Genomic DNA, 21,052 nt, shown 5'->3' with positions numbered 1-21,052 from the left:
ATCCTAAGTGCTATTTTTTAGCTTCCATGTGAGGATTTAGCATATTTGATGGAGTTAAAATTTCATCAATTTGTTCTTTGCTTAAAAGCCCTCTTTCAAGCGCAATATCAGCCACTCTTTTTCCAGTGTTCATTGCCTCTTTGGCTATAGAAGCTGAATTTTCATAACCAATATAAGGATTTAAAGCTGTTACTATACCTACTGAATTATAGACAAAGTCTGAACAAATTTTTTCATTTGCGGTAATACCATCTATACATTTATCAGCTAAAGTATACATTGCTTTTTCTAGCATTACAACAGAATTAAATAAGCTATATGCTACAACTGGTTCAAAAACATTAAGTTGTAATTGTCCACCCTCACAAGCAAAAGTTACAGTTACGTCTGCTCCAATAACAAAATAACAAACTTGATTAACTACTTCAGGAATAACAGGATTTACCTTACCTGGCATGATAGAACTACCTGGTTGCATTTTTGGAAGATTAATCTCATTAAGACCACATTTTGGACCACTACTTAAAAGTCTTAAGTCATTACATACTTTAGAAAGTTTTGTTGCAACACGTTTTAAAACACCTGAAATTTGTACATAAGCTCCCGTATCTTGAGTCGCCTCGATTAAATCCTCAGCCACAGTATATTCAAAACCTGTCACTTCTCTTATTTTTCTTTCTACAACCTTCGGATAATCAGGATGAGAATTAATTCCTGTTCCAATAGCAGTTCCACCCAAATTGATCTCTAAAATCAATTTTCTAGCTTCTAATACTCTTTGTATATCTTCACCTATCATTACGGCAAAAGTTTTAAATTCACGACCTAAAGTCATAGGTACAGCATCTTGCAGTTGGGTTCTACCCATTTTAAGAACATCTTTAAATTCTTCAGCTTTTCTCTCATAAGCTTTTTTTAGATGTTCCATAGCTTTTGCCAAATCACTTAAATAATCATGCAAGGCAAGGTGTAAAGCTGTAGGATAAGCATCATTAGTACTTTGGCTTAAATTAACATGATCATTTGGATGAAGATATTGGTATTCACCTTTTTTATGACCCATAAGTTCAAGTCCTATGTTTGCTATAACTTCATTAGCATTCATATTTGTACTTGTTCCAGCACCTCCTTGGATCATATCTACTACAAATTGATCATAATACCCACCTTCTAAAATTTTATCACACGCTTTAATAATCGCATCTTGGATATTTTTATCCAAAAGACCTAATTCATGATTTGCCATAGCTGCAGCTTTTTTTACTCTAGCCAAAGCCCTAACAAAGCGAGGAAAATCTTTTAATCTATCATGAGAAATATCAAAATTTTCAACAGCTCTAAAAGTTTGCACTCCATAATAAACCTCATCAGAGATTTCCAATTCCCCAATAAAATCATGTTCTTTTCTTGTTCCCATTTTGAACCTTTCATAAAAGTATTTTAATTTTAAATCAAAAATTTTTGATTTAAATCATAAAATAATGATATCGCATTTTTAGTTAATAATTGATTAATAAGTAAACTGCTTTCAAATACGATAAATTAAGTATTTTTATATCCTATTATGTCTTTATATTTAATTTTTATTAATATAAAAAATTTTATTTACTTTAAAAAAAATTAATATATTTTTGTAAGCTTTTTTGTTAGAATAAAATTTTTAATAATTTAAATAATTAGGGATAATATGGAAGAAATTACAATAAACATAGATAAGATTAAAATAAATGATGACTGGAAAGAATTTCTAAGAGACGAATTTCAAAAAAAATATTTTCTAGAAATCAAAAAACAATACCTAAATGCAATTAATCAAAATATAATTATTTATCCACCTGCAAATTTAATCTTTAATGCTTTTAATTTATGTCCTTTAAAAGAAATTAAAATTATTATCCTAGGACAAGATCCTTATCATCAACCAAATCAAGCAATGGGGCTTAGTTTTTCGGTTCCAAAAAATGTAAAAATCCCACCAAGTCTTAATAATATTTTTAAAGAATTGCAAAATGATTTAAACATCACTCCAGCAAAAAGCGGAGATTTAAGCTCTTGGGCAAAACAAGGAGTTTTGCTCTTAAATTCTATTCTTAGCGTTGAAGCAAATAAAGCAGCTAGTCATAGTTCGTGGGGTTGGCAAGAATTTAGTGATGCTATAATACATAAATTAAGCAATGAAAAATCAGGACTTGTTTTTATGCTTTGGGGAAATTACGCAAAAAGCAAGGAGATTTTGATTGATAATACTAAGCATTTGATTTTAAAAGCAGCCCACCCAAGCCCTTTAGCTAGAACAGGATTTTTAGGTTGTAAGCATTTTTCAAAGGCTAATGAATTTTTAAAAAAAGTTGGTAAAATTCCTATAGATTGGAAAATAGTTTAAAAAATTATTTTAAATTTTAATAAAAATATTAAAATATATTTATTTATTTAAAAATAAATCATATTTCTATGAAATATATTGTAATAAAACGACTCAAAAATTAATTCTTAAGGAGAAAAATGAAAACCATTGGTATTATAGGCGGAATGAGTTTTGAAAGCACTATTACTTATTATAAAACAATAAATCAAGCTATAAATGATAAATTAAAATCTTTAAATTCTGCAAAAATTTTACTTTACAGTGTTAATTTTGAAGAAATAGAAAATTTACAAAGCCAAGATAAATGGCAAGAAGCTGCACAAATTTTGACTCAATGTGCTAAAAAATTAGAACTTGCAGGGGCTAATTTTATAATAATTGCAACTAATACTATGCATAAGGTTTTTGATGAAATTCAACAAAATATAAATATCCCTATTTTACATATTGCAAAAAGTTCTGCTAAGGCTTTAAAACAAGAAAACATACAAAAAATTGGTTTATTGGGTACTAAATACACAATGACGCAGGATTTTTATAAAAAAATGCTGATTGAAGAAAATATTAGCGTTATTACTCCTAGTGATGAAGATATAAAAATCGTTAATGATATCATTTTTAATGAGCTTTGCAAAGGTGAAATCAAGCAAGATTCTAAAGAAAAATATTTAAATATTATAAAAAAACTACAAGAAAAAGGGGCAAAAGGAGTGCTTTTAGCTTGCACTGAAATTGGTTTATTAATATCCAAAAATGATACAAATATCAAAATTTTTGACACAAGCCTTATTCACGCCCTTGATGCTGCTAATGAAGCTTTAAAAGATTTATGATTAAAAGATGCCCAAAAATGGGCAAATTGCAATATTTTGAAAAGATTTATACTTATATCGGTTTAAATCTTATCTTGCTTTATAGTTTGCTATCTTTTTCTAATTGATTGATATTTAGCATTATAAATTTATAGCTCAGATAAATTACTAAAGGCCAAGCCAATAAAAACAAAGTATGTAACATTTTTTCTCCTTAATATGCGTGATCATCGTTTGCGATTTCTTCGCGTGTGATTTTTACTTTATCCATTGCATTCCAAACATAGATAATATAAGCTAAAACAAAAGGTACAAGTAAAGATACATAAGCCATGACGTTTAGAGTATAATAGCTTGAACTTGCATTTTTTAAAGTTAAAGAACTTTGTAAATCACTTAAAGATGGGTAAAAAGCACTTTGACCTAAACCAATGCTTGATAATAAAGCAAAAACTGTTAAAACCGTTCCAAGTCCTAGGGTAAAAATAGCTTTAGAGCAACCTTTTGTTCCTTGAACCATACCTAAAAGCACTAAAATCACACCAATAACAAGCAAAACAGCAAAAATCATTTGATTTAAGAAATTATATAAATATAAATTCGCACTCATGCTTACAACTCCATTTGTATCTACACTAAAACCATCTTTTAAGAAAATCCACGCTAAAAAACCTAAGAAAAAAGGTAAAAATAAAATACTATTGATCATGAGTTTTTTCATAGCTCTTATTTTGATATTCTCATCATTGATATTGTTCATAAAATACGCTGCGCCTAAAAGCCTTGCTAAAAATACTAAAGCTAAACCTAAGAGATAATTAAAAGGATTAAGTAAAAGTTCTAAGCCGTGCAAAGGATTTTGCCAAGAAACAAAATTATGCTCATTTAAGATAAATTCAGAACCGCTAAAAAAACTACTTACTGCAACTCCGATTAAAAACACACCTAAATAACCATTAATTTTAAGAAAAATTTCATAGGTTTTAGAGCCATAAACATTATTTTCTTTTTTGCGATATTCATAAGCCACAGCCTGTAAAATAAAACAAAATAAAATACAAAGCCAAGCCCAATAAGCTCCGCCAAAACTTGTACTATAAAAAAGTGGAAAAGCTGCAAAAGCTGCTCCGCCAAAAAGTACGAGAGTTGTAAAACCAAGCTCCCATTTACGCCCTAAAGAATTAACTAGCATAGTTTTTTCAAGCTCATCCTTGCTAAGCTCATCGATTAAAGTCTGTCCACCTTGAACAAAAAACATAAAAACTAAAAGTCCACCAAGTAAACTTAAAATCAACCACCAATAAATTTGCAAACCTTCAAGTTCTAAACCAAAAAACATTATTTTTCTCCTTTGCCCATAAGTGGAGTATGTCCTGCATGTGCGTCAAAACCTTTTTTAATCTGAGTAAGCATGATTTTAACTTCTGCAATCAATAATGCTGTAAAAAGTACTGCAAAAATCCAAAATGAAATTTGAACATTGACTTTTCCAAGTTGTGTTGCTGCGATATGTACAGGAAGCAAGTCTTGAATTGCCCAAGGTTGTCTGCCTACTTCAGCAACAATCCAACCTGCTTCAGCGGCAATATAACCCAATGGAATGGATAACAAACACACCCAAAGTACTTTTCTAAATTTCTCAATATCATTTGCCATGGTAAGATAAAGCGTAACGATGAAAAGTAAAAAGAAAAAACTTCCTAAAGCAACCATGATATGAAAGCTATAAAAAGTTAAAGCCACAGGTGGAATAGTATCGCTTGGTTTTTCTAAATATCCATAACCAAAATCTTTAAAATGAGTTTCTAAAATGGATTTGTGATTTGCCATAGCTATTGTATCATTGTTTTCTTTAGCAAGTTTATAGTCTTTTAGAGCTTGTATAGCGATTTTTCCTCTATCGATACGATTTTGCATAGGTTCTATACCTTTGCTTTCATTTCCATAGATCAAATCTTCAATTCCTGGAACAAAAGAATTTGGATCACGGTTTCCTAATATAGAAAGAGCGTAAGGTATAGTAATGTCAAATAAAAACACACTTTCGTTATTATCTATGGTTTTTTTAGGATTTAAAATTCCAAAAGGTACAAGTCCTGCACGATGTTCACCTTGATAAACCCCTTCCATAGCTGCAAGTTTCATAGGTTGAGTTTGAGTTACACGGTAAGCGCTTTCATCTCCGCTGAAAAACAAAAAGATTGAACAAACCAAACCAAAACTAGCTCCTACAACTAAGCTTTTTTTAGCCTCGATAATATGGCGTCCTTTTAACATAAACCAAGCTGAAATTCCCATTACAAATAAAGCTGAAATTACATAACCACTGCCTATGGTATGTAAAAATTTTGAAATAGCTACAGGAGAAAGTGCTACTTCAAAAAAGCTTTGCATTTCATTTCTTGCTGTGTCAGGGTTAAAGCTCATTCCTACAGGATATTGCATCCAACCATTTGCCACTAAAATCCAAAAAGCAGAAAGATTACTTCCTATAGCCACACACCAAGTTGAAAGTAAGTGAAAACCCTTGCTTACTTTATCCCAGCCAAAAAACATAACTGCAAAAAAAGTAGCCTCTAAAAAAAATGCCATAATACCTTCAACCGCCAAAGGTGCACCAAAAATATCACCCACAAACCAGCTATAATTTGCCCAGTTTGTTCCAAATTCAAATTCCATTATAATGCCTGTAGCTACACCGATAGCAAAATTTATAGCAAATAATGAAAGCCAAAATTTGGTGATTTTTTTCCATCTTTCATTTTTAGTTTTTACATAGATGGTTTCCATGATAGCGATCATAAAAGACAAGCCTAAGGTTAAAGGCACAAACAAAAAATGATAAAGTGCAGTTAAAGCAAACTGCGCTCTTGACCAATCAACGCTACTAAGTTCGTTCATTTATTTTCCTTCGAGTGTAAGATTTTTGAGTACAAAAGTGCTTTTTTCTTTGTCGCTTTTAAAAATAGAATTAAAATTTACATCAAAAACAAAAAGTTTTAAAATCACAAACATAACAAAAAGTTTGATAAAAATAATTTTCCAAAGGGTCTTTCCAAGAGTTAAATTTTTAAAACCTTCTTTGTAAAAATTAAAAATTTGAGAGATGCTAAAATATAAGTGTTTAAGATACATATAAATTCTACCTTTAAAAACAACAAAATAAAACATTTTTAAAAAGCGGAAAATTATAATGAAATTTATGTTATTATTTTCTTAAAAATTTAAATACATATCAAGGTTTTTAATGCAAAAAATTATAGTTTTTATTTTATGTTGTTTTATGACTTTTTTTCTTTATGCATGTTCTTCTAAATTTGAAAATGTAAATCCTTTGGGGCGTTCATTTGGAGAATTTGAAGATACTGATCCTTTAAAACTAGGACTTGAACCTACTTTTCCTACCAATCAAGAAATTCCAAGTTTAATTAGCGGTGCTGATTTAGTACCTATTACTCCTATTACCCCACCTTTAACTAGAACAAGCAATAGTGCCAACAATAATGCAGCAAATGGGATCAATCCTCGCTTTAAAGACGAAGCTTTTAATGATGTTTTAATTTTTGAAAATCGCCCTGCGGTTTCTGATTTTTTAACCATTTTAGGCCCTAGCGGAGCAGCTTTAACGGTTTGGGCTTTAGCACAAGGAAATTGGATTTGGGGCTATACTTTAATCGATAGCAAAGGATTTGGCGATGCTAGAGTTTGGCAACTTTTGCTTTATCCTAATGATTTTGCAATGATTAAAAATGCCAAAACCAATACTTGTCTTAATGCTTATGGTAATGGAATTGTCCATTATCCTTGTGATGCAAGCAATCACGCACAAATGTGGAAACTTATCCCTATGAGCAATACAGCGGTTCAAATTAAAAATTTAGGAAATGGAAAATGCATACAAGCACCTATTACAAATCTTTATGGTGATTTTCACAAGGTTTTTAAAATTTTTACCGTAGAGTGTGCAAAAAAAGATAATTTTGATCAACAATGGTTTTTAACTACTCCGCCTTTTACCGCAAAACCTTTATATCGCCAAGGAGAGGTACGATGAAAAAAATTATATGTTTATTTTTATCTTTTAACCTTGCTTTTGCAAATTTAGAAAATTTTAATGTTGGCACTTGGAATTTGCAAGGCTCATCCGCAGCCACAGAAAGCAAATGGAGTGTTAGTGTAAGACAACTTGTAAGTGGAGCAAACCCCTTAGATATCTTAATGATACAAGAAGCAGGAACTTTACCAAGAACAGCCACTCCAACAGGACGCCATGTGCAACAAGGTGGAACACCTATTGATGAATATGAGTGGAATTTAGGAACTCTTTCAAGGCCTGATAGGGTTTTTATTTATTATTCTCGCGTTGATGTAGGAGCTAATCGTGTAAATTTAGCTATAGTTTCAAGAATGCAAGCTGAAGAAGTGATTGTTTTACCTCCACCTACTACAGTTTCAAGACCCATTATAGGAATTCGCAATGGAAATGATGCTTTTTTCAATATCCATGCTTTAGCTAATGGAGGAACAGATGTAGGAGCAATTATCACAGCTGTAGATGCACATTTTGCAAATATGCCTCAAGTTAACTGGATGATAGCAGGGGATTTTAACCGTGATCCTTCTACTATAACAAGTACAGTGGATAGAGAATTAGCAAATAGAATTAGAGTGGTTTTTCCAACTAGCGCAACTCAAGCAAGCGGAGGGACTCTTGATTATGCAATTACAGGAAATTCAAATAGACAACAAACCTATACTCCACCGCTTTTAGCTGCGATTTTAATGCTTGCAAGTTTAAGATCTCATATAGTTTCAGATCATTTTCCAGTAAATTTTAGAAAATTTTAGGACATTTAATATGAAAAAAATTATTACTTTGTTTTTTATGTTTATAACTTTAGCCTTTGCAACTCCTACTGGAGATTTGAAAGATTTTACCGAAATGGTTTCTATAAGAAGCTTAGAAACGGGAATTTTTTTAAGCGCCTTTAGGGATACCTCAAAAGATCCTATTGATCAAAATTGGAATATTAAAGAAATTGTTTTAAGCGATGAGTTAAAACAAAAAGATAAATTAGCTGATGAACTTCCTTTTGGTTATGTGCAATTTACAAATCCAAAAGAAAGCGATCTTTGTTTAGCCATCTTAGAAGATGGAACCTTTGGAGCAAAATCTTGTCAAGATGATCTAAAAGATGGTAAATTAGAAACTGTATTTTCTATAATGCCAACAACAACTTCAGCTGTGCAAATTCGTTCTTTAGTTTTGGAATCTGATGAATGTATAGTAACTTTTTTTAATCCAAATATTCCTATACAAAAACGCTTTGGAATAGCCCCTTGCACCCTAGATCCTATTTTTTTTGCTGAAGTAAATGAACTAATGATTATAACCCCACCTTTAACAGCTGCTACCCCTTTAGAATAAGATTTTTATCTTGTTCTATTTTTATATTTATTTAATATTTATGATATTACTAAAATACACAAAATAATTAATAATAATACAATGTAATTTACCTTACTCTATAATTTTTTTATTTTAATGTAATTTTTTGTTACAATAAATTTATACATAATAATTATCAAGGAGGAAAAATTGGAACAAATTTTAACATGGCAACAAATTTATGACCCTTTTTCAAACATTTGGCTAAGTGCTTTAGTGGCATTTTTACCTATACTATGTTTTTTAGTTTGTTTGGTTGTTTTAAAACTTAAAGGCTATCAAGCAGGTTTTTTAACTGTTATACTTGCTACTTTAGTAGCTTTATTTGCCTATAAAATGCCTTGGAATTTAGTGGGTGCAAGTTTTATTCAAGGCTTTACAAATGGTATGTGGCCTATAGCTTGGATTATCATCGCGGCAATCTTTCTTTACAAACTTTCTATCAAGTCAGGTTCTTTTGAAATCATTAAAAAAAGCGTGATGAGCATTACTCCAGATCATAGAATTCAAGTGATTTTAATAGGTTTTTGTTTTGGTTCATTTTTAGAGGGTGCTATAGGTTTTGGTGGCCCTGTGGCTATAACCGCTGCACTTTTAGTAGGACTTGGCTTGCGTCCTTTACAAGCTGCAGGGCTTTGTCTTATCGCAAATACCGCTCCTGTTGCTTTTGGTGCGGTGGGAATTCCTATTATTGCTATGGCAAATCTTGTCGGCATAGAACAGCATTCAGTTTCTGCCATGGTAGGTAGAATGCTAGTTCCTTTAAGCCTTACTATACCTTTTTTCATAGTTTTTTTAATGGATGGATTTAAAGGTATTAAAGAAACTTTTCCAGCTATTTTAGTTGCGGCGCTAAGTTTTACAACTACTCAATTTTTAAGCTCAAATCACCTAGGAGCGGAATTACCTGATATTATTTCAGCTGTGGTTTCTTTAGCAGTTACGACTGTATTTTTGAAATTTTGGAAACCAAAAAATATTTTTAGATTTGACAATGAAAGCAATTTCACTCAAGATAACACCTTAAGTTTTAATCAAATTTTAAAAGCTTGGTCACCTTTTATTTTACTCATTGTTTGTATTATCATTTGGACACAACCTTGGTTTAAAGCTCTCTTTGATAAGGACGGAATTTTAAGCTATACAAGTATTACTTTACAATTTAGCAATATCACAACTGGAATTTTAAGCCCTTCTATCACAGGCATAGGAGAAGCTAAGCCTTTATCTTTGGCCTTGGGTGTAGATTTAATCAATGGAAAAACCGTAGCTCAAGCAGGAACAGCGATTTTACTTGCCGCTTTTTTAACTATAGCTATTTTAAAAATCAAAGCCGAAGATGCTGCAGAATGCTTTTGGGTTACCTTAAAAGAAATGGCTATACCTTGTATCACCATAGGTTTGGTTGTGGCCTTTGCTTTTATCTCTAAAAATAGTGGTATGAGCACTACTTTAGGACTTGCTTTTGCACACACAGGTGATGCTTTTTCTTTCTTTTCACCAATCATTGGCTGGATAGGGGTATTTTTAACAGGCTCTGATACAAGTGCTAATTTACTTTTTGGAACCTTGCAACAAGTAAGCGCTCAAAAACTAGGTATTAGCGAAGCTTTATTTTTAGCAGCTAATTCAGTAGGTGGGGTTGTTGGGAAGATGATCAGTCCACAAAGCATTGCTATAGCTTGTGCAGCGGTTGGACTTGTGGGAAAAGAATCTGATCTTTTCAAATTCACATTAAAATATTCTGTAGCTTTTATTATTTTAATAGGAATTTGGACTTGCATTATAGCTTTTTTCTTACAAGGAATCATCCCTGAAGTTATAGTGAAATAATTAAAAAAATTTAAGTTTTATTTCAACAAATATTCGTTTTTAGAATATTTGTTAGAAATTTTACTTTGCTTTTATTTTTACAGGATTAGAATATTTATCCTAAATTATCCTAAAAGGAGAAAAATGATGAAAAAAGTGTATTTTTACGCCACATGCTTAGGAAGTACTGCTATGCAACAAAGCGTTTTAAATGCGATAAAACTTTTAAGGCGTGAGGGTATTGAAGTGATTTTCAAAAAAAATCAAACCTGTTGCGCCCAACCTTCTTTTAACTCAGGTTATTTCGATGAAAGTCGTGAGATCGCTTTATATAATGTAGATTTATTTGATAAAGATTATCCCATCGTTGTACCCAGTGGTTCTTGTGCGGGTATGATGAGTCATGACTATAAAGAGCTTTTTAAAAACAGACCTGAATTTTCCAAAATAAAAACTTTTAGCTCTAGAGTGATAGAACTTTCACAATACCTTGATGAAGTTTTAAAAGTAGATTATGAAGATAAAGGTGTACCTATAAAAGTAACTTGGCATTCTAATTGCCATGCTTTAAGAGTGCAAAAAAGCATACAAGCGAGTAAAAATCTTATCAAAAAACTAAAAAACGTAGAATTAGTAGAACTTCAATACGAAGAAGAATGCTGTGGTTTTGGAGGAACCTTTTCAGTAAAAGAGCCTGAAATTTCAAATGCTATGGTAAGAAGCAAAATCAAAGATATACAAAATAGCGGTGCAAAATATCTCATCAGTGGTGATGGAGGTTGTCTTTTAAATATAGATGGCACAATGAAAAGAATGGGTTTGGATATAAAAGGCATACATTTATATGACTTTTTACTTAAACGCTTAGAAGGAGGGAGACTATGAGTCAAAAAATTCCTCACGAACAAATCGTTCAAATTAAACTCAATGACAAACAAATGCAAGAAAATTTAATGACTGCCATGCATACTTTGCAAAAAAATAGACTCAATGTTATTGATGCTAGATTTAAAGACTGGCAGGGCTTAAGAGCTAAAGCTAAGCAAGCTAAAAATAATGCCTTAATGAGCTTAGAAGAAAGACTTTTAGAATTTGAAAAAAATGCTACAAAAAATGGCATTAAGGTGCATTGGGCAAGTAGTGATGAAGATGCCTGTGAAATCGTCTATGAAATCATGAAAGAAAAAAATATCACCAAGCTTTTAAAAGGCAAGTCTATGGCAAGTGAAGAAATAGGCCTAAATCACTACCTAGAAAAAAAAGGTTTAAAAGCTATAGAAACCGATCTTGGAGAGCTTATTTTACAGCTTAATGAAGAACCCCCTTTACACATAGTTGTACCTGCCATACATAGAAACCGCCATGAAATCGGAGAAATTTTCAAAGAAAAATTAGGAGCAAATTTAGAAAACGATGAACCCGAAAGTTTAAATGCGGTGGCTAGAGAACATTTAAGAAAAGATTTTGAAGGCTTAAAACTTGGACTTAGTGGGGTCAATTTTGCCATGTCAAGAGAAGGAGCTTTTTGGCTTATAGAAAATGAAGGAAATGGTAGAATGTGCACTACAGCACCTGATATTCATATCGCACTTTGTGGTATAGAAAAAATCATGGAAAGCTTTGAAGATGCGGCTACTATGGTTTCTTTACTTACTCCTTCAGCCACAGGACAATTTATACCAACTTATAACAATATCATTACAGGTCCTAGAAAAAATGGAGATTTAGATGGTCCTAAAGAAGTACATGTGATTTTATTTGATCACAATCGCTCTAAAATGTTAGCTCATGAGGATTATTATGAGGCTTTGCGTTGTATTCGATGCGGGGCTTGTATGAATTTTTGCCCTGTTTATGATCAAATCGGCGGACATGCTTATCAAACCACTTATCCAGGACCTATAGGAGAAGTAATCAGTCCTAATATTTTTGGTATAGATCATACAGGAGATATTTTGAATTTCTGTTCACTTTGTGGGCGTTGTTCTGAAGTTTGTCCAGTCCAAATTCCTTTGGCTGATCTTATTCGCAAATTAAGATGTGATAAAATAGGACAAGGTAAAAATCCACCTTTAGGAGCAAATAATGTTCATCACAATGCCCTAGAAGCCTTTGCTTTTAAACAATTTAAAAATATCGCAACCAATGGCGATAAATGGCGTTTTTCACTTTCAAAAGCACATTATTTCAACTGGACGGTACAAAATTTCGCAAGCATTTTGCCTGTGATTAAAAAATGGTACGCTTTTAAAGAATTACCTCAAATTAAAATGGATCTTTATAAAGAAGTGCAAAAACTAGAAGGAGTAAGCTATGAGTAAAATCGATGAAATTTCAAGCAAAAGCAAAGCAAATATTTTAGAACATCTTAAAAAAGCTTACAAAGAAACAACTTTCACACGCATTGAAAGTATAGATCCTGTAGAACATATCCAGACAACCCAAGATATGCTTACAGAAATGAAGCAAAAAATGAGCGATAACAAATACATCGTTGAAAATGCTACAAAAGATACCTTAGAAGAAAAAATCAATGAAATTGTCGCAAAATATAGCTTTAAAAGTATGATTTATGGAGCGGATTTAAATTTAAATTTAGAACAAATCAAAGCAGAAAAAAAGATTTGCTTTGATAAAGAAATCGAAAATTTAAGATCTGAAGTTTTTCATAGTGATTTTTCCATCATTCACGCAAGAGCAGGGGTAAGCTCTCACGGAGTTGCACTTATACCTTCAAGTAAAACCCAACCTAGAATGCTAAGCCTTGCACCTAAACTTTGCATAGTATTGCTTAAAAAAGAAAATGTTGTTAAAAGTCTTAGCGAAGCTTTAAATTTAGTAAAAAAAGAAAATGAAATTTTACCTACTAATATCTTATTTATAGCAGGGCCTTCAAGAACAGCAGATATAGAACTTATCACTGTTTTTGGTGTTCATGGGCCACAAATTGCACATATTATTATTTACTGATTCTATACTAGAATCAGTAAGTCTTAATTTTTAATATTAATTATATATATTTTTTATATTATACAAATATAAATAAAATAAATAATTTCTAATTAATAATATTTTAATAAAATATTATGTAATATTTCACTCAAATATATTAAATTAATTTTAAATATAAAAATTAAAGAAGGTGCTTTTAAATAAACTAATTCCAACTTGGAATGAAAAATACAGTATTCATGACACAATGATTGACATTCAACACCAAAAACTTTGTGAACTTGCAAGCAAGGTTGAAAGTGCTGTTTATAAATTTGTAAAACGAGAAGAACTCAAAGAAATTTTAACAGAACTTTTTAACTATATGAAAGAACATTTTAGTAATGAAGAAGATTATATGCAAGAAATTCATTATCCTTATTTAAATGAACACAAAATCATGCATAAAATATCATTCGTGATATGTCTTATCTTATACAAAACATAAAAACCACTAATGATTTAAAAGAGAAGCTTTACACAGTTTCTAAAAAATGGCTTTTAGAACATATACTCTATAAAGATGTGAAAGTTGAACAATACAGAAGATCTTCTTTAACTTCTGAAGATGATGGGGAAGTAAGCTTTGAAGAAGTCAAAGAAGAAAAAGATGATGAAAATACAGTTTATCTTTATACATGTGAATGCGTAGGACAAATGCATGATGTACCTTTTGAAATTCATCAAAAAATTCAACTTAAGGGTGTAAAATTTAAATGTAAAAAATGTAAAGAAGCCATACAGTTTTATAAAAAATATTCAGAAAATTTCTAATTAACTATTTATGCGTTAAAATAATAAATAAAGTATAAGTTAGACAAAGAAGGAAATTTAAGGATAAAAAAATAAAATATTTTATTTTGGATAAATTTGACTATTCCTATCCTATACTAACCAAAGATACAAAATGCTCATTTTGTGAAAATTTTTTCCCGATAGAATATAGCTCAAACTTAAAAACAATAGAAAAAGAATGTCCATTTTGCAATAATAAAATGGACATTAAGCTTAAAGACTAAGCCTTAGTTTTACTTACAATATTAATAATATTTGAAGCTACTTCATCAGCAAGTTCTAAATGAGAAGTAAAACCTACACAAGAACAATTAATCTCGCCTAAAACATATTTATCATTGCCCTTTTCATCAGTATCTAAAATAAAATCAGCCGTCCAAATCAATGGTAAGTCGTAATTGCCTAATTTTTCCCTTACCTTAGGAAGCTCGCCTAAAAACATATCCACCAAAGTTTTCCAATCTTCTGGCTTATCATAGCGATATTTTGCCCCACTAAAAAGCGTAGCAGAAAAAGCATCAGCATCTTCGGCTGGTTTTTTATGCACTACATTTACAGGGGTGTTATAAAGCATTAAAAGTCTGATTTCACCTTCTTTAATGCGCGGTAAAAAAGTCATATCCACAAGCATACCATTATCACCTATGATATATTGCTCACAAAATTCCATAAATTCCCCAAGCTCTCTATGTTCTACATGATTATCCTTAGCTTCTGTACATTTGATTTTTGTGTTTAAAGGCAAACTATCTCCACTAACATTACCCTCTACACTCACACGCCAAATTCCCTCTCCTGTAGAGCCACGATTTTGTTTTAAAACCCTTTCACCTTTAGCCAAACTTTTTGGAAAATTTTCTTTAAAAGTCTTAATATCATAGTAAGCATAAGTATCGCTTGGAACAAGATCAGTATCTGCTAATTTTGTAAGTGCATCTTTAGCACCATAACCTATCATAGCATCAGGATGAGGCATACCTACAAGCTTATCGGCACAAAGTTTTCTTAACATATCAAAATACTCATTTTCTTCTTTAAGATTGCCAGGATTGATGCGAGAAACATAACCATCAAAATTTTCTTTTACATATTTGTAAATTTCATCTTTTTTACCCACTTCAAAAAAAATCACCTCAGCATTCCAACCCTTAGCTTTTAAGGCATTTACCATAGGCATAGTATCTTTTCTATAACCATCTTCACCTTTATCACTCCCACCTTTAACTTCGAAAAAAACAATATTTTTTTTCATTATTTTACTCCTTATCTAAGATATAAATAATTATTGCATAAAAATATTACAAAAATTAAATAAAAATATTTATATATTTCATCTAGCGTTTATAAAACTGCTATTAGTCTTATAAGCGATTTCGATTAAGCTTTTACTTATCAAGCTTGATGCTTGTCCTTCTAGGCGGTTAAGAAATTTATCAATCTTATCTTCTTCTTTCCAAACAGGATTTGAAACATTAGCAAGTTTTTCAAGCTCCTTTTTAGCATTTTCATAATTACTAAGCCCATCTATAAGACCAAGCTCCTTAGCCTTGGCAGCTAAAAACACTCTTGCATTTGCCCATTGATCTTTTTTGTTAAGATCTAATGCTCTTTCCTTGGCAACAAAACCTGTAAAAAGATCATAACTTTGATCAATTAAACCCTGTAAAAAATTTCTTTCATTCTCATTCCAAGCTCTTGCAAAAGTTCCAGCACTTTTAAATTCACCCGCTTGAATAGTTTGTTCTTTAATACCGAGTTTATTAGCCAATCCGCTTAAATCAGCTCCTTGCATAATCACACCGATAGAGCCTATAAAACTTGCCGGATTGGCTAAAATTTTATTTGCTCCAACTCCTGCTAAATAACTTCCACTTGCCATAGTTCCGCTTGCATAAACAAGCACAGGCTTTTTAATTTTTAAATCCTTTATAGCTAGAGCTAGTTCCATGCTAGGAGCAAAAGCTCCACCAGGAGAGTCTATAACAAAAAGCACTCCTTTGATATTGCTATCATTTTTAGCATTGATAATTTTTTCCAAAACCGCAGAGCTGTCAAAAATTTCACCCTTTAAATCAATGCGTTCTAAATTTGCAAGATTAGAGCTTGAATTTGCACTAGGTATTAAAATCCATATAACAATCAACAATAAAACAAAGGTTTTAAAATAAGTATTGATAAATTTTATACCGCATCCTAAAGCCTTAAAAAATGATTTTAAAATTTGCATTCTTTTCCTTTTATAAATAATTTATCCACTTCCTTAGCATTTAAAATAAACTGCAAAGGAGCTTGCTTTTTATCACATTCTCCTAGCTCAAATACGTTAAAATCAGCAATTTTACCTTTTTTAAGCTCTCCTAAATTTAAATTTAAAGCCCTTGCAGGATAAAGTGTTACCATTTGCAAAAGCTTAGAGGCTAACTCTAATAAATCAAAATTCTTATGTATAAGCAAATTCGCGCGCATTTCATCAAGTAAAGACAATGAAATATTTGAGCTAAGTCCATCGGTTCCTAAATGGATATTTAATCCACTTTTTAAAGCCGTTTTTAAATCTAAGCTTTTTTGACTTAAAAGGCGATTTGAAAATGCACAATGTGTAATAGAATGTAAATTTTTATCTAACCATTCATATTCTTTTAGATAAACACAATGCGTAAAAAGAGTCCTTACTCCTTTAAAAAGTTTAACAAAATCCTTTGGTGTATAAAGAGGCTTAGGATGAAGTGTGAAATTTTCAAGCCATTTTTTAAAACCCCCTTTAGACTCTCTAAGCCAGATATTTTCAGCCTTACTTTCTAAAAAATGCGTACTAGCTAGTAAATTTTGCTTTTTAGCTAAATCAAGAGCAAAATGAGCCAAACTAGGATGAGTTGAATAAGGAGAATGAATCGAAATTGCCGGGATAAAAAAATCATTTTTAAATTTCAAAGAATTTTCAAATCTTTTTAAAAATTCTTGTTTTTTATCTTCAACTTGATTTTCATTTGTACCCAAAATTTCATTAAAAAATACTATACGCATACCCTTGTGACTAGCCTTTAAGCAAGGATCTAAATCACTCCCAAAACTTGAAATTTCACCTATAGTGCCTATACCACTTTTTTGCATTTTTTTAATGCTTTGAAGTATTAATTCTTCTTTGGCCTGTGCATTTAATATGGAACGAGAATTTATAACACTTTTAAGCCAAATTAAAAATTCTCCAAAATGTAAAGTTGTTGAATTTGCACTAAATTCTAAATGTGTGTGAGGATTTATAAAAGCAGGTAAAATAACCGAATTTTTAGGTGTTTTGATGATTTTAGCCTTAGGATATTTTTTTTTTAAATTATCCAATTCACCCAATTCTAAAATTTTATCTTCAAAAACAAAGGCTTGATTTTCTAGTATTGTAAAATCTTCATCGCATAAAAAAAGATATCTTGCAGCAACTATAAACACGATTTTCCTTTCAAAAATTACATTGTAGCAAAAATTTATTTTTAAAATGTTATAATAAAAGGTTAAAAATAAATTTTTAAGGTTAAATCCATGAAAATAATGATTATCCAAGGCCCAAATGTTAATATGCTTGGCGTAAGAGAAGTGGGAATTTATGGTGCTATGAAAATGGAAGAAATTCATGAGCAAATGAAACTTGCAGCATCGCAAAACAATGTAGAACTTGACTTTTTCCAAAGTAATTTTGAAGGTGAAATCGTAGATAAAATTCAAGAATGCCTTGGAACAGTTGATGGAATTATTATCAATGCAGCAGGCTATACTCATACTTCAGTAGCTATTCGCGATGCTATTGCAGCAGTAGCTTTGCCTACAATTGAAGTACATATTAGCAATGTTTATCGCAGAGAAGAATTTCGTCAAAAAAGTCTTATAGCGCCTGTATGTTCTGGAACTATTGTTGGTTTTGGTCCTTTTGGCTATCACTTGGCTTTAATGGGTATAATTCAAATTTGCGAACAAATAAAAAATTTGCGCGCAATGCAACAAGCACAACAAACGAATAAATAATAATGCTAAAAATTCAAGGAGTAAAACACTTTGAAAAAAGTCGTTTTTTTCCTTTTTTTAGTCAAAATATACGATCTTTTAAATATTTAGCTCTTATAGGCTTAGGAAGCAATATAGAACCCGAAAAAAAAAGATTTGATATGCTTTTTCGAGTAATGATGGATGATAAAAGATTTAAAATTTTATCCACATCTCCTATGTTGATAAATGAAGCCTTTGGTTTTAAAGAGCAAAAAGATTTTACCAATGCTGTTATGTTGATACAAACTAATTTGCATGCACGAGCACTTTTGAAAGTTTTACTTTACTATGAAGTAAAATTTAAACGCAAGAGAACTTTCAAAAACGCTCCTAGAACGCTTGATTTAGATCTTTTATACTTTTCACAAAAAGTCAAGCGTGATAAGTGGTGTGAGGTGCCTCATAAAGGGGCTAAAGAAAGAGTGAGTGTAATTTTGCCTTTAGGCATGATATAAGGAATATAAATGGGACAACTTATACATACTTTTACTGTTGAAGATACAGAACAAATTATACCCAAAGTAAAAGAAGATTACGGAGATAAAGCTTTAATTATAACAAATAAACAAATTCGTCCTAAAACCTTAAATCGCAGTGCGCTTTATGAGGTTATGGTAGCCATAGAAGAAAGCGACTATGAAGAACACTTAAAAAAACAAGGAAAATCTTTACCTGCAAAAAAAAGCTCGCCAAAACCATCTTCTACCTCTCTTGCAGAAGAAAAAATTAGATCTCAAATCCCTCAAGAAGATGAAGATGTAGTCTTGGATTTCTCAAACACTCGCTTAAATACAAATTTAAACACTGTAAAAAACAATGACTTAACTAAAAAAACCTATCAAGATTTTCCACAAAACAAAATCAACCCTCATCAAAATAAGACTCTAGGCTTTGATGATTTCAAAGAAAAACTAAGTGAAGTTAGCAATGAAATTTCTAAAGTCACAAACACACCTTTAGAAAATTACACCCCTAATCCAAATTATAATAAAAAAATAGAAAATTTTGAAAAGCAATTTGAAAAACAAATCAACAAGCTTAATGATAAAATAGATCTTCTTGCAGATATGATGTGGGACGATAAAGCTGAAGCTAGAAAAAATCTTATGATACCTCCTGAATTTGCAAGTATTTATAAACAAGCCAAAGAAAGTGGAATGCTTGAAAATCATCTAGAAGCGATTATGAAAGCAACTATAGAAAATATGCCAGCTGCTATGAAAACCAACAAAGATGCGGTTCAAAGATATTTTCACTCACTTTTAAGAAATATCTTGCCTTGTCGTGTTGAAAGCGATATAAAAAAACAAAAAATCATGATGCTAGTAGGCCCAACAGGAGTCGGAAAAACAACAACCTTAGCTAAGTTAGCTTTTCGCTATGCTTATGGAGATAAGCGTTATAAAACAGGTATTATTACGCTTGATACTTATAGAATCGGTGCAGTTGAGCAACTTTTTCAGTATGCAAAAATGATGAAACTTCCTATTATTGATAGCATAGAACCAAAGGATTTAGATGAAGCGATAAAAAGCTTAAATAATTGCGAAGTAATTTTAGTTGATACTATAGGAAATTCACAATACGATCAAAGCAAACTTGCTAAAACTAAAGAATTTTTAATGCACTCAAATGCAGAAATTGATGTAAATTTAGTGGTTTCTGCAAACACCAAACATGAAGATTTAATGGAAATTTATAAAAATTTTTCATTCTTAAATATTGATACTTTGATTATTACTAAATTTGATGAAACAAAGGTTTTTGGAAATATCTTCTCTCTTGTTTATGAAACAAATATTCCTCTAAGCTTTTTCTCTATAGGACAAGAAGTGCCAGATGATTTAGAAGTAGCCAATAGTGATTTTCTAGTTCATTGTATTTTAGAAGGGTTTAACAAAGGAAAAAATAATGAATAACCAAGCAAATAAACTTCGCAATCTCATGAGTCAAAATGGAACCAAAAAATCCCAAAACACTCATTTTATAGCTATTACAAGTGGAAAAGGTGGCGTTGGAAAAAGTACGATTAGCGCGAATCTAGCCAATGTTTTAGCAAATAATGGCTATAAAGTTGGGCTTTTTGATGCTGATATTGGCTTGGCAAATTTGGATGTCATTTTAAATGTACGCATACAAAAAAATCTCTTGCATGTTTTACGCGGAGAATGCTCCTTGGAAGACATTTTAATAGAAGTTAAGCCAAATTTATGGCTCATCCCAGGCGAAAGTGGAGATGAGATTTTAAAATATAATGATAAAAATATTTACGAGAGATTTTTAAATCAAGCAAGTATTTTAGATGAACTTGATTTTCTTATTATCGACACAGGCGCGGGTATTGGTGGAAATATTTTAAATTTTTTAGAAATGGCTGATGAAGTTATAGTAGTAACTGTTCCTGATCCTGCAGCAATCACTGATGCGTATGCAACCATAAAAACAACTTCTAAGACAAAAGAAAATTTACTAATGCTCTTTAATGTTGTAAAAAATGAAAATGAAGCTTTAAAAGTTTTTGAAAATATTAAAAAAGTTGCAGATGCAAACATTAAAAATCCTTTAAATTTAGAATTCTTAGGTCATTTAAGCGCTTCTAAAGATGTAAGTGGTAGTATTAAAAAAAGAACTTTATTTAGCGATGAAAACACAGCCTCAAGTGATGAGATTAAAGCCCTAGCTTCCAAGCTTTTATATAGATTGGAACGGAAAGTGCTTGATAATGTTTCAAATCGTAGTTTTTCAAGTTTTTTTAGAAAAATTATTGAAAGATTTTAGCAATAAAGAGAAGAG

Annotated in this window: 22 protein-coding genes; 15 read left to right on the top strand and 7 right to left on the bottom strand. The window is 31.1% G+C overall.

What is annotated here, in order from left to right; genetic code table 11:
• Positions 1-10: 10 nt before the first annotated feature.
• A complete protein-coding gene (gene aspA / locus FBE96_RS00435) occupies positions 11-1,417 on the bottom strand; it encodes an aspartate ammonia-lyase (RefSeq protein WP_002851742.1) in 1,407 nt (468 codons plus the stop codon).
• Between the two features lie 270 nt (positions 1,418-1,687).
• Between aspA and ung the strand changes: the two genes are divergently transcribed.
• Positions 1,688-2,383, top strand: a complete 696-nt coding sequence (gene ung / locus FBE96_RS00430; protein ID WP_002854281.1) for a uracil-DNA glycosylase — start codon at positions 1,688-1,690, stop codon at positions 2,381-2,383.
• A gap of 119 nt (positions 2,384-2,502) precedes the next feature.
• Complete coding sequence (locus FBE96_RS00425; RefSeq protein WP_002851706.1) at positions 2,503-3,198, top strand: aspartate/glutamate racemase family protein; 696 nt, start codon at positions 2,503-2,505, stop codon at positions 3,196-3,198.
• A gap of 193 nt (positions 3,199-3,391) precedes the next feature.
• Here the strand turns inward: FBE96_RS00425 and cydB are convergent, their stop codons facing one another.
• From cydB to FBE96_RS00410, 3 genes are read right to left on the bottom strand one after another with little or no spacing between them, the layout of a single operon-like run.
• Complete coding sequence (gene cydB, locus FBE96_RS00420; protein ID WP_002871942.1) at positions 3,392-4,516, bottom strand: cytochrome d ubiquinol oxidase subunit II; 1,125 nt, start codon at positions 4,514-4,516, stop codon at positions 3,392-3,394.
• Positions 4,516-6,078, bottom strand: coding sequence for a cytochrome ubiquinol oxidase subunit I (locus FBE96_RS00415; protein WP_002859765.1), 1,563 nt, complete (start codon positions 6,076-6,078; stop codon positions 4,516-4,518). The genes cydB and FBE96_RS00415 overlap by 1 nt, the downstream gene beginning before the upstream one ends.
• A complete protein-coding gene (locus FBE96_RS00410) occupies positions 6,079-6,312 on the bottom strand; it encodes a DUF4492 domain-containing protein (RefSeq protein WP_002851632.1) in 234 nt (77 codons plus the stop codon).
• A 112-nt stretch (positions 6,313-6,424) separates the two neighbouring features.
• Between FBE96_RS00410 and cdtA the strand changes: the two genes are divergently transcribed.
• From cdtA to FBE96_RS08505, 9 genes are all read left to right on the top strand, one after another.
• Positions 6,425-7,231 (top strand): cytolethal distending toxin subunit Cj-CdtA, encoded by an 807-nt coding sequence (gene cdtA, locus FBE96_RS00405; protein ID WP_002852021.1) that lies wholly within the window; start codon positions 6,425-6,427, stop codon positions 7,229-7,231.
• Positions 7,228-8,025 carry a cytolethal distending toxin nuclease subunit Cj-CdtB gene (gene cdtB / locus FBE96_RS00400; RefSeq protein WP_002851847.1) on the top strand — a complete coding sequence of 266 codons (798 nt, stop codon included), beginning with the start codon at positions 7,228-7,230 and terminating at the stop codon, positions 8,023-8,025. Before cdtA ends, cdtB begins: the two co-directional genes overlap by 4 nt.
• 10 nt (positions 8,026-8,035) lie before the next feature.
• A complete protein-coding gene (cdtC, locus tag FBE96_RS00395; RefSeq protein WP_002851967.1) occupies positions 8,036-8,605 on the top strand; it encodes a cytolethal distending toxin subunit Cj-CdtC in 570 nt (189 codons plus the stop codon).
• 171 nt (positions 8,606-8,776) lie between these two features.
• Positions 8,777-10,459, top strand: coding sequence for an L-lactate permease (locus FBE96_RS00390; RefSeq protein WP_002851907.1), 1,683 nt, complete (start codon positions 8,777-8,779; stop codon positions 10,457-10,459).
• A 123-nt stretch (positions 10,460-10,582) separates the two neighbouring features.
• Positions 10,583-11,323, top strand: coding sequence for a (Fe-S)-binding protein (locus FBE96_RS00385; RefSeq protein ID WP_002851599.1), 741 nt, complete (start codon positions 10,583-10,585; stop codon positions 11,321-11,323).
• Positions 11,320-12,759, top strand: coding sequence for a LutB/LldF family L-lactate oxidation iron-sulfur protein (locus FBE96_RS00380; RefSeq protein ID WP_002851925.1), 1,440 nt, complete (start codon positions 11,320-11,322; stop codon positions 12,757-12,759). Before FBE96_RS00385 ends, FBE96_RS00380 begins: the two co-directional genes overlap by 4 nt.
• On the top strand, positions 12,752-13,408 hold the full coding sequence (locus tag FBE96_RS00375; protein WP_002851721.1) for a lactate utilization protein C: 657 nt from the start codon (positions 12,752-12,754) through the stop codon (positions 13,406-13,408). Before FBE96_RS00380 ends, FBE96_RS00375 begins: the two co-directional genes overlap by 8 nt.
• A 172-nt stretch (positions 13,409-13,580) precedes the next feature.
• On the top strand, positions 13,581-13,877 hold the full coding sequence (locus FBE96_RS08510; RefSeq protein WP_002871941.1) for a hemerythrin domain-containing protein: 297 nt from the start codon (positions 13,581-13,583) through the stop codon (positions 13,875-13,877).
• On the top strand, positions 13,853-14,203 hold the full coding sequence (locus tag FBE96_RS08505; RefSeq protein WP_002906909.1) for a cation-binding protein: 351 nt from the start codon (positions 13,853-13,855) through the stop codon (positions 14,201-14,203). The genes FBE96_RS08510 and FBE96_RS08505 overlap by 25 nt, the downstream gene beginning before the upstream one ends.
• Before the next feature lie 241 nt (positions 14,204-14,444).
• Here FBE96_RS08505 and FBE96_RS00365 read toward each other — a convergent pair whose 3' ends face one another.
• From FBE96_RS00365 to FBE96_RS00355, 3 genes are all read right to left on the bottom strand, one after another.
• Positions 14,445-15,476: a Cj0069 family protein gene (locus FBE96_RS00365; protein ID WP_002899731.1), complete on the bottom strand. Its 1,032-nt coding sequence runs from the start codon at positions 15,474-15,476 to the stop codon at positions 14,445-14,447.
• A 78-nt stretch (positions 15,477-15,554) separates the two neighbouring features.
• Entirely contained in the window at positions 15,555-16,451 is an 897-nt protein-coding gene (gene sppA / locus FBE96_RS00360; RefSeq protein WP_002906907.1) for a signal peptide peptidase SppA, read from the bottom strand.
• Positions 16,439-17,668, bottom strand: a complete 1,230-nt coding sequence (locus FBE96_RS00355; protein WP_002851913.1) for a metal-dependent hydrolase — start codon at positions 17,666-17,668, stop codon at positions 16,439-16,441. Before FBE96_RS00355 ends, sppA begins: the two co-directional genes overlap by 13 nt.
• A gap of 90 nt (positions 17,669-17,758) precedes the next feature.
• Here FBE96_RS00355 and aroQ point away from each other — a divergent pair, with 90 nt between their 5' ends.
• The 4 genes from aroQ to flhG are packed head-to-tail and all read left to right on the top strand — an operon-like array spanning position 17,759 to position 21,037.
• Complete coding sequence (gene aroQ, locus FBE96_RS00350; protein WP_002852001.1) at positions 17,759-18,238, top strand: type II 3-dehydroquinate dehydratase; 480 nt, start codon at positions 17,759-17,761, stop codon at positions 18,236-18,238.
• Between the two features lie 2 nt (positions 18,239-18,240).
• Entirely contained in the window at positions 18,241-18,714 is a 474-nt protein-coding gene (folK, locus tag FBE96_RS00345; protein ID WP_002851803.1) for a 2-amino-4-hydroxy-6-hydroxymethyldihydropteridine diphosphokinase, read from the top strand.
• A 9-nt stretch (positions 18,715-18,723) separates the two neighbouring features.
• On the top strand, positions 18,724-20,178 hold the full coding sequence (gene flhF / locus FBE96_RS00340) for a flagellar biosynthesis protein FlhF (RefSeq protein WP_002868362.1): 1,455 nt from the start codon (positions 18,724-18,726) through the stop codon (positions 20,176-20,178).
• Positions 20,171-21,037 (top strand): flagella biosynthesis ATPase FlhG, encoded by an 867-nt coding sequence (gene flhG, locus FBE96_RS00335; RefSeq protein WP_002851985.1) that lies wholly within the window; start codon positions 20,171-20,173, stop codon positions 21,035-21,037. The genes flhF and flhG overlap by 8 nt, the downstream gene beginning before the upstream one ends.
• Positions 21,038-21,052 lie beyond the last annotated feature (15 nt).

Origin of the sequence: Campylobacter sp. CFSAN093241 (assembly GCF_012889595.1) — a bacterium.
Lineage (GTDB): Bacteria > Campylobacterota > Campylobacteria > Campylobacterales > Campylobacteraceae > Campylobacter_D > Campylobacter_D jejuni.
The sequence above is the reverse complement of the archived record's forward strand: the minus strand, read 5'-3'. Positions and strand labels throughout refer to the sequence as shown.

Excerpts from the sequence above, each read along its gene's own strand:
- cydB (WP_002871942.1), bottom strand. The coding sequence starts at position 4,516 with ATGTTTTTTGGTTTAGAACTTGAAGGTTTGCAAATTTATTGGTGGTTG.
- FBE96_RS00365 (WP_002899731.1), bottom strand. The coding sequence starts at position 15,476 with ATGAAAAAAAATATTGTTTTTTTCGAAGTTAAAGGTGGGAGTGATAAA.
- aroQ (WP_002852001.1), top strand. The coding sequence starts at position 17,759 with ATGAAAATAATGATTATCCAAGGCCCAAATGTTAATATGCTTGGCGTA.
- flhG (WP_002851985.1), top strand. The coding sequence starts at position 20,171 with ATGAATAACCAAGCAAATAAACTTCGCAATCTCATGAGTCAAAATGGA.
- FBE96_RS00380 (WP_002851925.1), top strand. The coding sequence starts at position 11,320 with ATGAGTCAAAAAATTCCTCACGAACAAATCGTTCAAATTAAACTCAAT.
- FBE96_RS00385 (WP_002851599.1), top strand. The coding sequence starts at position 10,583 with ATGATGAAAAAAGTGTATTTTTACGCCACATGCTTAGGAAGTACTGCT.
- FBE96_RS08505 (WP_002906909.1), top strand. The coding sequence starts at position 13,853 with ATGTCTTATCTTATACAAAACATAAAAACCACTAATGATTTAAAAGAG.
- flhF (WP_002868362.1), top strand. The coding sequence starts at position 18,724 with ATGGGACAACTTATACATACTTTTACTGTTGAAGATACAGAACAAATT.
- FBE96_RS00410 (WP_002851632.1), bottom strand. The coding sequence starts at position 6,312 with ATGTATCTTAAACACTTATATTTTAGCATCTCTCAAATTTTTAATTTT.
- ung (WP_002854281.1), top strand. The coding sequence starts at position 1,688 with ATGGAAGAAATTACAATAAACATAGATAAGATTAAAATAAATGATGAC.
- cdtB (WP_002851847.1), top strand. The coding sequence starts at position 7,228 with ATGAAAAAAATTATATGTTTATTTTTATCTTTTAACCTTGCTTTTGCA.
- aspA (WP_002851742.1), bottom strand. The coding sequence starts at position 1,417 with ATGGGAACAAGAAAAGAACATGATTTTATTGGGGAATTGGAAATCTCT.
- folK (WP_002851803.1), top strand. The coding sequence starts at position 18,241 with ATGCTAAAAATTCAAGGAGTAAAACACTTTGAAAAAAGTCGTTTTTTT.
- sppA (WP_002906907.1), bottom strand. The coding sequence starts at position 16,451 with ATGCAAATTTTAAAATCATTTTTTAAGGCTTTAGGATGCGGTATAAAA.
- FBE96_RS00375 (WP_002851721.1), top strand. The coding sequence starts at position 12,752 with ATGAGTAAAATCGATGAAATTTCAAGCAAAAGCAAAGCAAATATTTTA.
- FBE96_RS00415 (WP_002859765.1), bottom strand. The coding sequence starts at position 6,078 with ATGAACGAACTTAGTAGCGTTGATTGGTCAAGAGCGCAGTTTGCTTTA.
- cdtA (WP_002852021.1), top strand. The coding sequence starts at position 6,425 with ATGCAAAAAATTATAGTTTTTATTTTATGTTGTTTTATGACTTTTTTT.
- cdtC (WP_002851967.1), top strand. The coding sequence starts at position 8,036 with ATGAAAAAAATTATTACTTTGTTTTTTATGTTTATAACTTTAGCCTTT.
- FBE96_RS00425 (WP_002851706.1), top strand. The coding sequence starts at position 2,503 with ATGAAAACCATTGGTATTATAGGCGGAATGAGTTTTGAAAGCACTATT.